At 68.4% G+C, this 12,736-nt stretch carries 9 protein-coding genes; 8 read left to right on the top strand and 1 reads right to left on the bottom strand.

Annotated elements, in window-relative coordinates:
* The first annotated feature begins 16 nt into the window (after positions 1-16).
* The 5 genes from IM738_RS08630 to ligA all read left to right on the top strand — a co-directional run bounded on the left by IM738_RS08630 (position 17) and on the right by ligA (position 8,794).
* On the top strand, positions 17-1,309 hold the full coding sequence (locus IM738_RS08630; protein ID WP_236965459.1) for an aconitase X: 1,293 nt from the start codon (positions 17-19) through the stop codon (positions 1,307-1,309).
* A 61-nt stretch (positions 1,310-1,370) separates the two neighbouring features.
* Positions 1,371-1,826 (top strand): aconitase X swivel domain-containing protein, encoded by a 456-nt coding sequence (locus IM738_RS08625; protein ID WP_236965458.1) that lies wholly within the window; start codon positions 1,371-1,373, stop codon positions 1,824-1,826.
* Between the two features lie 80 nt (positions 1,827-1,906).
* Complete coding sequence (gene smc, locus IM738_RS08620) at positions 1,907-5,428, top strand: chromosome segregation protein SMC (RefSeq protein ID WP_236965457.1); 3,522 nt, start codon at positions 1,907-1,909, stop codon at positions 5,426-5,428.
* 34 nt (positions 5,429-5,462) lie between these two features.
* Positions 5,463-6,608, top strand: a complete 1,146-nt coding sequence (locus IM738_RS08615; protein WP_236965456.1) for a cell division protein ZipA C-terminal FtsZ-binding domain-containing protein — start codon at positions 5,463-5,465, stop codon at positions 6,606-6,608.
* Positions 6,609-6,715: 107 nt separating this feature from the next.
* Positions 6,716-8,794, top strand: coding sequence for an NAD-dependent DNA ligase LigA (gene ligA, locus IM738_RS08610; protein WP_236965455.1), 2,079 nt, complete (start codon positions 6,716-6,718; stop codon positions 8,792-8,794).
* Positions 8,795-8,885: 91 nt separating this feature from the next.
* Here the strand turns inward: ligA and IM738_RS08605 are convergent, their stop codons facing one another.
* Positions 8,886-9,209, bottom strand: coding sequence for a hypothetical protein (locus IM738_RS08605; protein WP_236965454.1), 324 nt, complete (start codon positions 9,207-9,209; stop codon positions 8,886-8,888).
* 113 nt (positions 9,210-9,322) lie between these two features.
* Between IM738_RS08605 and def the strand changes: the two genes are divergently transcribed.
* The 3 genes from def (at position 9,323) to IM738_RS08590 (ending at position 12,734) form a co-directional block, all read left to right on the top strand.
* Positions 9,323-9,862 (top strand): peptide deformylase, encoded by a 540-nt coding sequence (def, locus tag IM738_RS08600; RefSeq protein WP_236965453.1) that lies wholly within the window; start codon positions 9,323-9,325, stop codon positions 9,860-9,862.
* A gap of 311 nt (positions 9,863-10,173) precedes the next feature.
* On the top strand, positions 10,174-11,592 hold the full coding sequence (locus tag IM738_RS08595; RefSeq protein ID WP_236965452.1) for an efflux transporter outer membrane subunit: 1,419 nt from the start codon (positions 10,174-10,176) through the stop codon (positions 11,590-11,592).
* Positions 11,589-12,734, top strand: a complete 1,146-nt coding sequence (locus tag IM738_RS08590; protein WP_336886560.1) for an efflux RND transporter periplasmic adaptor subunit — start codon at positions 11,589-11,591, stop codon at positions 12,732-12,734. The genes IM738_RS08595 and IM738_RS08590 overlap by 4 nt, the downstream gene beginning before the upstream one ends.
* Positions 12,735-12,736: the final 2 nt, after the last annotated feature.

The following is a 12,736-nucleotide window of genomic DNA, read 5'->3' as shown; positions in this document are numbered from 1 at the left end:
TCATCGAAACCCTGCCATGCACCTGAGCGACGAAGAAAAAGCCATGTACGACGGCCGCGACGGCCCGGCCGTGCAGAAGGCGATGGACCTGCTGGTTCGCTACGGCGAAGCGCTGGACGCCGAGCGTTTGGTCGAAACGAACAATGTTTGCGCCACCATCACCTCAACCACGCCGTTCCAGCGCGATTTCGCGCAAGCCAAGGGCGGCATGGACGCGGTGTTCTCCGAGTTCAGCCTGGACAGCCAGGAGGTGGTTGAGATCCCGAAGTTCAAGGTGTTCACCAGCCACCTGCAGCTCGGCTTCGACCCGGGCCAGCCCGAGCGCATGGGGGTGAGCGAGGAAACCGTGCGTTTTTATGAGAAGAGCGAGCGCCACGCCGCGGGTCTGGGCGCCCAGATCATGAACACCTGCACCCCGTACCAGTTGGGCAACATTCCGACCCGGGGCGAGCACTGCGCGTGGATGGAGTCCTCTGCGGTGATCTACTGCAATTCGGTGCTGGGGGCGCGCACCAACACCGAGGGGCGTGAGAGTTGCGGCGCGGCCATGCTGACCGGGCGCATTCCTTACTGGGGCTACCACTTGCCCGACCACCGCCTCGCCACGCATGTGGTGGAGCTCGATGTCGAGATCGAATCGGTGCAGGACTGGGGCCTGCTGGGCTATTTCATCGGTGAGCACGTGCAGGAGCGGGTGCCCGTGGTGCACAGCCGCCGTGGCATTGCCCGGGTGCCCAATTTGCCCCGGCTCAAGCACTTCGGTGCGGCCGCCTCGACCTCGGGCGGGGTGGAGATGTACCACATCGTCGGCGTCACGCCCGAGGCGCTGACACTGCAGCAGGCGCTGGGCGGCCAGACGCCGCGCGAAGTGCTGCGCTACGGCGAGGCGGACCGCCGCCGGACCTACGAGAAGCTCAACACCACCGCGACCTCGGCCGACATTCAATACGTGATGCTGGGCTGCCCGCACTACACCATCGAACAGATCTGGGAAGCCGCCCAATTGCTGGAAGGGCGCAAGGTGCACCCAGACTGCGAACTCTGGATCTTCACGCCGCGCGCCATCAAGGCCCTGGCCGACCGCAATGGTTACACCCGCATCATCGAGGAGGCAGGCGGCATCCTCATGTCAGACAGTTGTTCGGCCATGAGCCGTGCCGTGCCCAAAGGCACACGAACCGTGGCGCTGGATTCTGCCAAGCAGGCGCACTACCTGCCGGCCATCCTCGGTATACAGGCCTGGTTCGGCACGACCAGCGAATGCATCGACGCGGCCTGCACGGGCCGCTGGACAGGGGGACTGCAATGAGCGCCACCCGGCCGTTCCTAAGGCGCTCAATCCCGCAGTGCCCAGCAAGGAGGGTTGCCCCATGAGCGCGACCAAGGTGTCTCCTTCTGCTGCGGCCCCAGCCCCCGTGATCGTCATCCGTGGCCGAAAGGTGGTGGGCGGCGTGTGCGAAGGTGAAGCGCTGGTCACCCACGACCGCATCTCGGGCTGGGGAGGTATCGACCCCCGTACCGGTAGCGTGATCGAGACCCGCCACGAGCTGAGGGGCCAGAGTTTTGCGGGCAAGGTGCTGGTGTTTCCCGGCGCCAAGGGGTCTTCTGGCTGGTCGGCCATGTTTCACATGACCCGTCTGCTCAACAGCGCTCCGGCCGCATTCCTGTTCAATGAAATGACCACCAAGATGGCGCTGGGCGCCGTGGTCACCCATGCGCCGGCCATGACGGATTTCGACCGCGATCCACTCGATTGCATCGAAACAGGCGACTGGGTGCGGGTCGACGCCGACGCCGGCGTGGTGGAAATCACCAAGCGCGCCTGAGGGAGCGGCGCCCCCGAAGGGTGGGAGGATGGCTGGAGTAACATTTCGGGCCTTCATCCGATACTCGTCAGGGTCCCCTTTTGCGTCTCAATTCGATCAAGCTCTCGGGCTTCAAGTCCTTCGCCGAACCGACCAACTTCCTGCTGCCGGGCCAGCTGGTGGGCGTGGTGGGCCCCAACGGCTGCGGCAAGTCCAACATCATGGACGCGGTGCGCTGGGTGCTGGGCGAGAGCAAGGCGTCCGAGCTGCGTGGCGAGTCCATGCAGGACGTGATCTTCAACGGCACCAACAACCGCAAGCCGGCCAGCCGCTCCAGCGTGGAGCTGGTGTTCGACAACGCCGACCATCGCGCTGGCGGCCAGTGGGGCCAGTTCCTGGAGATCGCGGTCAAGCGCGTGCTCACGCGCGACGGCACCAGCAGCTACTACATCAACAACCAGCCGGTGCGCCGCCGCGACGTGCAGGACGTGTTCCTCGGCACCGGCCTCGGCCCACGCGCCTACGCCATCATCGGCCAGGGCACCATCAGCCGCATCATCGAAAGCAAGCCCGAAGAGCTGCGCCTGTTCCTCGAAGAAGCGGCCGGTGTCTCCAAATACAAGGAGCGCCGCCGCGAAACGGCCCACCGACTGACCGACACGCGCGAGAACCTGACGCGGGTGGAAGACATCTTGCGCGAGCTCAACGCCAACCTCGACAAGCTGGAAAAGCAGGCCGAGGTGGCCGCGCGCTACAACACCCTGCAGGCCGGCGCCACGCTCAAGCAGCACCAGCTCTGGTTCCTGAAACGCAGCGAGGCCGAGGCCGACCAGATCAAGGTCAAGACCGATGCCGCGCAAGCCATCAACGACCTCGAATCGCGCACCGCCGACCTGCGCCGCGTCGAATCCGAGCTGGAAACCATCCGTCAGGCGCACTACGCCGCCGGCGATCAGGTCAACCAGGCGCAGGGCAAGCTCTACGAAGCCAGTGCCGAGGTGGGCAAGCTCGAAGCCGAGATCCGCTTCGTGATCGAAGGCCGCACCCGCGTCGAACAGCGACTGCTGCAGCTCAAGGAACAGATGGCCTCCTGGTCCACCCGCAGTGAAGACGCCGGCGTGGAGCTGGAGCAGCTGGCCGAAGCCATGGTGGACGCCGAAGAAAAATCGGTCGTGCTGGCAGCGCAAGGCGAAGAGCAGGCCGGGGCCTTGCCCACGCTGGAAGACAGCCTGCGCCAGTCGCAGAACGCGGCCAATGAGCAGCGCGGCAGCGTGACCCAGGTACAGCAGCAGATCCAGGTGCTGGCGGCCGAACAACGCAACATCGAAGAACAGAGCCGGCAGCTGACCCAGCGCCGGGAGCGCCTGGCGGCCGATCGGAACGCCCTGGCCGCACCCGACGAAGCCAGCCTGCTGCAGTCCCAGAGCAACCTGCAGCAGGCGCTGCAGGCGGCCGAGATGGCCGATGCCATCCTGCACGAGCTGCAGGACAGTGTGCCCGAGCTGGACGAACAACGCCGTGCCGCGCAAACCGCCGTCAACCAGGAGTCGGCGAAACAGGCCGACCTGTCGGCGCGCATGGAAGCGCTGAAGGCGCTGCAGGAAAAGGTCAAGACCGACGGCAAGCTCAAACCCTGGCTCAGCAAACACGGCCTGGACGGCCTGCAGGGTTTGTGGAGCCGCATCCATGTGGAAAGCGGCTGGGAAAACGCGCTGGAAGCGGCCTTGCGTGAGCGCCTGGGGGCGCTCGAAGTGTCCCGTCTCGACATGGTGCGGGCTTTCGGCAACGACGCCCCGCCCGCCAAGCTGGCGTTTTACAGCCCGCCGGCCGCCGACGCGCCGCAACCCGCCCGCCAGGGCCTCAAGCCGCTGGCCGACTGGCTGCGCCTGAACGACGCGGGCCAGAAGGCGCTGCTCACCGACTGGCTGAGTGGTTGCTGGAGCGCGGCCAACCTCGACGAAGCCCTGGCCCAGCGTGCCCAGCTGCAACCCGGCGAAGCCATCTACGTGCCTGCGGGTCACGTGGTCACCGCGCACAGCGTCAGCTTCTACGCGCCCGACAGCGAGCAGGCCGGCCTGCTGGCCCGGGCGCAGGAGATCGAGAACCTCGACAAAAGCGCCAAGGCCCAGATCCTGATCGCCGAGCAGGCGAGGGCCGCCCTGATCCGGGCCGAAGCCGCCTACACCGACGCCTCTCAGCGCCTCGTGAGTGCCCGCCGCGAGGGCGCCGAAACGCGCGGTCGCGCGCACGAGCTGCAGGTGGAAACCCTGCGCCTGACCCAACTCGCCGAACAGACCCGCGCCCGCAGCGAACAGATCGCCGCCGACCTGGCGGAGGTCGACGCCCAGCTGGACGACCTGCAGGAACGCCGTGTCACCGCCGAGGCCCGTTTCGAAGAGCTCGACATGCAGCTCGCCGACAGCCAGGAGCGTCACGCCCAGCTTGACGACAAGGTGATCGCCGCCGAGCGCGCGCTGAACGCCGCGCGCGAGCAGCAGCGTGGTCTGGAGCGCCAGGCGCAGGAAGCCACCTTCACCCTGCGCAGCCTGCAGGCGCGGCAGGGCGAACTGCAGCGCTCGCTCGAAACCGCGGCTTCACAGGAAAAGGCGCTGGCCGATGAAGAACGGCGCGCCGCCGAAGAACTCACCCGTCTGAGCGACGCGGCGGCCCAGGCCGGGCTGCAGAACGTGCTGGCGATCAAGCTCGAACGCGAACAGGCGCTGGGCGCCCTGCGCAGCGAATACGACGGCCTCACCGCCCAGCTGCGCGCCAGCGACGAACACCGCTTGAAGCTGGAGCGCGAGCTCGACCCGCTGCGCCAGCGCATCACCGACTTCCAGCTCAAGGAACAGGCCGCCCGCCTGGGCGTGGAGCAGTACAGCCAGCAGCTCGAAGAGGCCCAGGCCGATCTGGCCGCGGTGGCGCAGAGCATCACCGAAGGCAATGTGCGGCTGGTGGGTCTGCAGAGCGAGATCGACCGTTTCCACCGCGAGATCCAGTCGCTGGGTGCCGTCAACCTCGCGGCACTCGACGAACTCACCGCCTCGCGCGAGCGCAAGACCTTCCTCGACGCGCAGACGGCCGACCTGGTCGAAGCCATGACCACGCTCGAAGACGCGATCAAGAAGATCGACGCCGAAACCCGCGACCTGCTGGGCAGCACCTTCAACACCGTCAACGAGCACTTCGGCCGCATGTTCCCCGAGCTGTTCGGCGGTGGCAACGCGAGGCTCGTGATGACCGGCGAAGAAATCCTCGATGCCGGCGTGCAGGTGCTGGCGCAACCGCCTGGCAAGAAGAACCAGACCATCCACCTGCTTTCGGGTGGTGAAAAGGCGCTCACCGCCATCGCGCTGGTGTTCGCCATCTTCCAGCTCAACCCGGCACCCTTCTGCCTGCTGGACGAGGTGGACGCGCCGCTCGACGACGCCAACACCGAGCGCTACGCGCGCCTGGTGACCAGCATGAGCAAGCAGGGCACGCAGTTCCTCTTCATTAGCCACAACAAGATCGCCATGGAAATGGCCGAACAATTGATCGGCGTGACCATGCAGGAGCAGGGCGTTTCGCGTATCGTCGCGGTGGACATGGAGTCTGCCGCCGGCATGCTCGAATCCGCCTGATCCCACGACCCATCCCATCGCAAGTCACCACCCCATGAGCACCTTGCAGATCAGCTTGGCCATTGTTGGAGGTCTTGTCCTCGCGGGCGTGGTCGCCTACAACGCCTGGGTCACCAGCCGCAACGCGCCGCGCACGGCACGCGAGCAACCGGGCCCGGAAGCGCCCGCAGCCGTGACCAACCGCGAAGACGATCCGCCCCTGAACGATCACCCGGTGGCAGGGGAGCCCGGGGATGACGAGCGCATCGACCCGGTGTTCCAGGACGCCCCGGTGTCTGCGGTCCGGGTGCGCGAAGAGGCTCGCGCCATTCCTGCCGTGGCCGTGACACTCAACCACGTGGTGAGCACGCCGGAAAAGAAGCCCGGCCTGGATGCACTGATCGACGTGATCGCGCCGTTGCAGCTCGAAGGTGAGGTGTCCGGTGAGGCCCTGCTGGCAGCCTTGCCCGGCACGCGCCGCGTGGGCAGCAAGCCCTTTGCCGTCGAAGCGTCGATCGACGAAGGCGGCGACTGGGAGAGTCCGCGCCCCGGGCAACGCTACCGGGCCTTGCAGGTCGGTGTGCAGCTGGCCAACCGCGCCGGCGCGCTCAACGACATCGAGTTCTCCGAGTTCGTGGTCAAGGCGCAGGCCTTTGCCGACGCGGTGGGCGCCATGCCCGACTTCCCCGACATGCGCGGCGAGGTCGCCCGGGCCCGCGAGCTCGACGCGTTCGCCAGCGGCCACGACGCCCAGCTCGGTTTCACCCTGCGCGCGCGGCGCGCCGCCTGGAGCCCGGGCTATGTGTCGCAGAACGCCGCCCGTTTCGGTTTTGTGGCCGGTGTCCTGCCCGGCCGCATGGTGCTGCCCGGCAGTCTGGCCGGTCAGGCACCGATCCTGAGCCTGGCCTTCGACCCCCAGGCGGCCATGGCCGAAGACCCCGAGCAGAGCGCCCTGCGCGAAGTGGCGCTCTCGCTGGAGGTCACCCACGTGCCGCGCAGCGAGCAGCCCTTTGTGCGCATGCGCCAGGCCGCCACCGCGCTGGCGGAGGCCATGGACGGTGTCATCACCGACGACGCCGGCCAGATGCTCTCGACCGACACCATGGACGCGATCGGCTCCGACCTCGAAGGCCTGTACGACGCGCTGGACAGCCACGATCTGTCGGCGGGTTCTCCGCAGGCGCGAAGATTATTTAGCTGACCCCCGCGCCGCGCTTTCAGCGCGTCACCCCCTTCCAGGGGGCAACGCTGGCGGCCCGGCGAAGCCGGTTCCGCGGCGTTCTCGCTTGAAATCACCTCTCTCGTTGCATGAGCACTTCTGATCTTTTTTCGTCTGAGCCATCGCCGGCCGAGCGCGCGGCCGAGTTGCGCGCGGTGCTGCACCACCACGCCCACCGCTACTACACGCTGGACGACCCGGAGATTCCGGATGCGGAGTACGACCGGCTGTTTCGCGAGCTGCAGGCGCTGGAAGCGGCGCACCCCGAACTGCGCACGCCCGACTCGCCGACGCAGCGGGTCATCGGGACCGTGCTTGAGGGTTTCACGCCGGTGCGGCACGCTGTGCCCATGCTCTCGATCAACACCGAGACCGACACCGAGCCCAGCGGCGCGCGCAATTTCGACACCCGCGTGCGCCGCGCATTGGGGCTGGCCGAGGCCGATCCGCCGGTGGCCTACGTGGCCGAGCTCAAGTTCGACGGTCTGGCGATGAGCCTGCGCTATGAAGACGGCCTGCTGGTGCAGGCCGCGACGCGTGGCGATGGCGAGGTGGGCGAGGACGTGACGAACAACATCCGCACCATCGGCCAGATTCCCTTGCGCTTGCCCGCCGATGCGCCGGCCGTGCTGGAGGTGCGCGGTGAGGTCTACATGCGGCGCGATGATTTCGATGCACTGAACGAAAAACAGCGCGCAAAAATCGCCGCTGGAGCCAAAGGAGAAAAGACCTTTGTGAACCCGCGCAACGCGGCGGCCGGCGCCGTGCGCCAGCTCGACTCGGGCATTGCCGCCCAGCGCCCGCTGAGCTTCTTCGCCTACGGCCTGGGCGAGATCACGCCGCCGGAGCAGGGCGGCCCGGCGTTCGACACCCACTTCGAGCTGCTCATGCGGCTCAAGGCCTGGGGCTTCCCGGTGGCCGGGCAGACCACGGTGGCGGTGGGCGCCGACGAGCTGATCGCCTTCCACCAGCGCATCGGTGCGGCGCGCGAGCAGCTGCCCTACGACATCGACGGTGTGGTCTACAAGGTCAACTCACTTGCGCTGCAGCGCCAGCTCGGTTTCGTCACCCGCGAGCCGCGCTGGGCCGTGGCGCACAAATACCCGGCGCAGGAGCAGCTCACCACGGTGCTCGCCATCGACGTGCAGGTGGGGCGCACCGGCAAGCTCACGCCGGTGGCCAAGCTCGCGCCGGTGTTCGTGGGCAACGTCACGGTGACCAACGCCACGCTGCATAACGAAGACGAAGCGCGCCGCAAGGACGTGCGTGTGGGCGACACGGTGATCGTGCGACGTGCGGGCGACGTGATTCCCGAGGTGGTGGCCGTGCTGCCGGAGAAGCGGCCCGAGGGGGCCGAAGTGTTCACCATGCCGCACGTGTGCCCGGTGTGCGGCAGTGAAGCCGTGCGTGAAGAGGGCGAAGTGGACTACCGCTGCACCGGCGGCCTGTTCTGCGGCGCCCAGCGCAAGGAGGCCATCCTGCATTTCGCCCACCGCCGCGCGGTGGAGGTCGAGGGCCTGGGCGACAAGCTGGTGGAACAGCTGGTGGACGCGGGCGTGGTCAAGACCCTGCCCGACCTGTACCGCCTGGGCTTCACCGCGCTGGTCAGCCTGGACCGCATGGCCGACAAGTCGGCACAGAACATCGTGGCCGCGCTGGAGAAATCCAAGCAGACCACCTTGCCTCGTTTCCTGTTCGGCCTGGGCATCCGGCACGTGGGCGAGGCCACGGCCAAGGAGCTGGCGCGCCACTTCGGCCAGCTCGACGCCATCATGGATGCGAGTGTGGAGGCGCTCTCGGAGGTCAACGACGTGGGCCCGGTGGTGGCGCAGAGCATCCGCACTTTCTTCGAACAGCCCCACAACCGCGAGGTGGTGGAGCAACTTCGCGCCTGCGGCCTGACCTGGGAAGAGGGCGCGCCCGCCGAGCGTGCGGTGTTGCCTCTCGCGGGCAAGACCTTTGTGCTGACCGGCACCTTCCCCACGCTCAGCCGCGATCAGGCCAAAGACCTGCTTGAAGCCGCTGGCGCCAAGGTGGCCGGCTCGGTGAGCAAGAAGACCGACTACGTGGTGGCCGGTGCCGAGGCCGGCAGCAAGCTGGAGAAGGCCCAGGCGCTGGGCGTGGCTGTGCTGGACGAAGCGGGCATGCTGGCGCTGCTGGAGGCTTGAGACCCGATCCGGCGCCGGGCCGCCCCAAGCCGGATCAGCCCCCTTGGGGGGCAACGACCCGCAAAGCGGCGGAGTGTGGGGGCCATGTCTTTCACTTGAACTTGTAGTGGTCCCGGTTCAACACCGCCGCCACGGCGTTGACCTCTTCCGGGAACATGCCCAGGTTCATGGTGGTGTTGCACATCTCCACCATGCCGCGCAGCAGACCGGCGCTGTTGATCTTGCCCAGCGGCTTGTACATGGCACTGCCGTCGCCACCGACCTTGCTCGCGTGACAGGCCACGCACTTGTGTTCGGCGATCATTTTTTCGCCCAGCGCCAGATCGGCGCCCTTGAAGATGTCGGCGCCCTGGGCGCTGGCCGCTCCGGAGAACACAAGGGCGTACAGCGCGGTGCCAATCAGTGTCGATTTCATGGGTCCTCCTGACAACGGGGTGTCAGCAATTACGGTGGCGGGTATTGAACCCCACTGTAGCTGCGCCACAATCGCGCGCCACCCGGGCAAAACCCCAACCTCCACCTTCACCCATGGCCATCCACGCGATCCTCAAGATGGGCGACCCCAGGCTGCTGCGGCAGGCGCAGCCCGTCACGGCCTTCAACACCCCCGAGCTGCACGGGCTGATCGCCGACATGGCAGAGACCATGGCGGCCGCCCACGGCGCCGGGCTGGCTGCGCCGCAGATCGGTGTGGACCTGCAGCTGGTGATCTTCGGCACCGATGCCCCCAATCCCCGTTACCCGGAGGCGCCGGTCGTGCCGCGCACGGTGCTGATCAATCCGGTGATCACGCCCCTGGGCGACGAAGAGGAAGAGGGCTGGGAGGGCTGCCTCTCGGTGCCCGGCCTGCGCGGCGTGGTGCCGCGCTGGAAGCGCATCCGCTATCAGGGCTTTGCCCCCGACGGCAATCGGGTGGACAGGGAGGCCGAGGGCTTTCATGCCCGTGTGGTGCAGCACGAGTGCGACCACCTGCTGGGCGTGCTCTACCCGATGCGGGTGCGTGATTTCAGCCGCTTTGGCTACACGGACGTGCTGTTTCCCGGCCTGGACCCGGCCGACGACGACTGAAGTGAAACACCCCCCGCGCCGCTCCGCGTCACCCCCCTCTCTCGCCTTCGGCGGGAGGGGGGCGGCACTTGCCGTCCGGCAAAGCCGGCCCGGCGGTGCCGCTGGGTTGCACCTTTTCATGCGTCGGCGTGGCGCTCTGGCACCGTGAAAAACCGGTACGGCCTGGATGCCGCAGGCAGATGGCGCCGAAACAGTGGCAAAAAAGTCACCGGACGAGGTTCGAAACCTGTCTGAAACAAACCGACATGTTCGTCGTGGGAAATCAACTAGAGTGTTTTCCCTTATCCCCACCGACCAAGGATCTGGAGTTTATGAAACGAATGTTTGCCGTGGTGGTCGGCGCGGCCTTGCTGGGCGGTTGCGCCGTGACGCCGCCGCCGTCCGATCTGACCGAACCGCTGCCGGGTGCCTGGTACGCCCCTCCGCTGCCGCACCAGGGGCAAGCGGCTTCGCTCACCGACTGGTGGGCGCAGCTGGGTGACCCCGTGCTTGCCGACCTGATCGCACAGGCGCAAGCGCGCAGCGCCAGCGTGGCCGCGGCCCGCGCCCAGGTGGCGGCGGCCCGCGCCGCGCTGGCCGGTGCCGACAGCGCGGCGGGCCCGCAACTCGCCGCCGTGGCGAGCGCCTCCCGCCTGCAGGAGCAAGGTGCTCCGTTGGGCAACGCGGTGGGTGCGGGTCTTCAGGCGTCGTGGGCGCTCGACGTGTGGGGCCAGAACGCCGCTTCCGTGCGGCAGGCCAGCGCGCAGCAAGGCGCCGCCAACGCTGGCTGGCACGAAGCACGTGTGCTTGTGGCGGCTGAAACGGCGCGCCTGTACCAGGGGCACCGTGCCTGCCGCGTGCAACTCGAGATCACGCGGGGCGACCAACAATCGCGCCGCGCCACCGCCGACAGCGCCGGCGTGTCCGAGCGCGCTGGCCTCACCGCGCCGGCCGTGTCGGCCCTGGCCCGTGCCAGCAACGCCGACGCCGAGGGCCGCCTGGCCCAGCAGACCAGCCAGTGCGAGCAGCAGCTCAAGGCGATGGTGGCGCTCACGGGCGAGGCCGAGCCCGCGTTGCGCGAGCGCCTGGGCGCGACCAGCGCGCTGCCGGACCCGCAGCGCATGGCCGAGCGCCTGAGCGTCGGCGCCGTGCCGGCCGATGTCATCCGCCAGCGGCCCGACGTGGCGCGCGCCCAGCGCGAGCTGTCGGCGGCCGCTGAAGGGGTGGGCGTGGCCCGCGCCGCGCTGTGGCCCAGCCTCAGCCTGTCGGGCAGCTGGCTGCGCAACCGCTTTTCCACCAGCGCGGGCGACACCACGTTCAACACCTGGTCGGTCGGCCCGCTGACCCTGAGCCTGCCCCTGACCGGGCGCGGTGGGCTGAACGCCGCCGCCGACGCGGCGCAGGCGCGCTACGAAGCGGCGGGCCTCGCCTACGCCGCCACGCTGCGCCAGGCCGTGGCCGAGGTGGAGCGGTCGCTGGTGGCGCTCTCGGCCTTGCAGCAACAGCAGTCGTCCAACCGCGACGCGGTGGCCGGCTACACCCGGTCGTTCGACGCCACGCAGGCGCGCTACCGAGTGGGCCTGGCCAACCTCAACGAGCTGGAAGAAGCGCGCCGCCTCAAGCTCAACGCCGACAGCGGCGCCGTCGCGCTGCAACTGGAACAGCTCAACACCTGGATCGGTCTGTACGTCGCCCTCGGCGGCGGCTTCGATCCCCAGGTCACCCCAGAACCCGTCCGGAAACCCTCATGAACGCCATGCCCACTTCTTCGTCCGCCGGTCTGCACCGGCTCAGCTGGGTGGCCGTCGCCGCCGCCCTGATCGTGGCCGCCTGCAGCAAGCCCGCCGAGGGTGAGGCCGGTGCGGCCTCCGCTGCCGCTGCGCCCGCGTCGGCCGACGCGGCGGCGCCCGCGCCCAAACCGGCCATGACCGTGTCGCTGGCCAAGCCCACGACCGACAAGCTGTCGCTGCAGCTGCAGGCCAACGGCAACATCGCCGCCTGGCAGGAGGCCAGCGTGGGTGCCGAACTGCCGGGCCTGCGCCTGGCCACGGTGAACGTCAACATCGGCGACGCGGTGCGCAAGGGGCAGGTGCTCGCCACGTTCGCGCGCGAAACCACGGCCGCCGAAAGCCTGCAGGGCCAGGCCAGCGTGATGCAGGCCGAGGCCGCCTTCGAGAACGCCAAGGCCGACGCGGACCGCGCGCGCTCGATCCAGGACACGGGCGCCCTGTCGCAGTCGCAGATTGCGCAGTACCTGACCCAGGAAAAGGTCACCCGGGCGCAGTGGGAAGCGGCGAAGGCCTCGTACGCCGCCAGCCGGGTGCGGCTGGGCAACACCCAGGTGCTGGCCCCGGACGACGGTGTGATCTCCGCCCGCAGCGCCACGGTGGGCGCGGTGGCCGGTGCCGGGCAGGAGCTGTTCCGGCTGGTGCGCCAGAGCCGCATGGAATGGCGCGCCGAAGTGACGCCGGCCGAAGTGGGCCGCATCAAGGTCGGGCAGAAGGTGGACGTGACCGCGGCCAGCGGCCTGGAGGTCAAGGGCACGGTGCGCGCCATCGCGCCCACGGCCGATCCGCAGACCCGCAACGTGCTGGTGTTTGCCGACCTGCCGCGCCACGACGAGCTCAAGGCCGGCACCTTTGCCCGCGGCCACTTCCTGCTCGGGGAAAGCCAGGCGCTCACCGTGCCGGCCCAGGCCATCGTGGTGCGCGACGGCCACAACTACGTGTTCGTGGTCGGTGTCGACAACAAGGCCGCCCAGCGCAAGGTGGAGACCGGCCGCCGCGTGGGCGAGCGCGTGGAACTGCTGCAGGGCCTCAAGGCCGAGGAATCGGTGGCGGTGCAGGGCGCGGGTTTCCTGAACGAGGGTGACCTCGTGAAGATTGTTCAGTGAAG

Source organism: Hydrogenophaga sp. SL48 (assembly GCF_021729865.1).
Lineage (GTDB): Bacteria > Pseudomonadota > Gammaproteobacteria > Burkholderiales > Burkholderiaceae_C > Hydrogenophaga.
The sequence above is the reverse complement of the archived record's forward strand: the minus strand, read 5'-3'. Positions and strand labels throughout refer to the sequence as shown.

Excerpts from the sequence above, each read along its gene's own strand:
- IM738_RS08630 (WP_236965459.1), top strand. The coding sequence starts at position 17 with ATGCACCTGAGCGACGAAGAAAAAGCCATGTACGACGGCCGCGACGGC.
- IM738_RS08625 (WP_236965458.1), top strand. The coding sequence starts at position 1,371 with ATGAGCGCGACCAAGGTGTCTCCTTCTGCTGCGGCCCCAGCCCCCGTG.
- IM738_RS08615 (WP_236965456.1), top strand. The coding sequence starts at position 5,463 with ATGAGCACCTTGCAGATCAGCTTGGCCATTGTTGGAGGTCTTGTCCTC.
- ligA (WP_236965455.1), top strand. The coding sequence starts at position 6,716 with ATGAGCACTTCTGATCTTTTTTCGTCTGAGCCATCGCCGGCCGAGCGC.
- IM738_RS08605 (WP_236965454.1), bottom strand. The coding sequence starts at position 9,209 with ATGAAATCGACACTGATTGGCACCGCGCTGTACGCCCTTGTGTTCTCC.
- def (WP_236965453.1), top strand. The coding sequence starts at position 9,323 with ATGGCCATCCACGCGATCCTCAAGATGGGCGACCCCAGGCTGCTGCGG.
- IM738_RS08595 (WP_236965452.1), top strand. The coding sequence starts at position 10,174 with ATGAAACGAATGTTTGCCGTGGTGGTCGGCGCGGCCTTGCTGGGCGGT.
- IM738_RS08590 (WP_336886560.1), top strand. The coding sequence starts at position 11,589 with ATGAACGCCATGCCCACTTCTTCGTCCGCCGGTCTGCACCGGCTCAGC.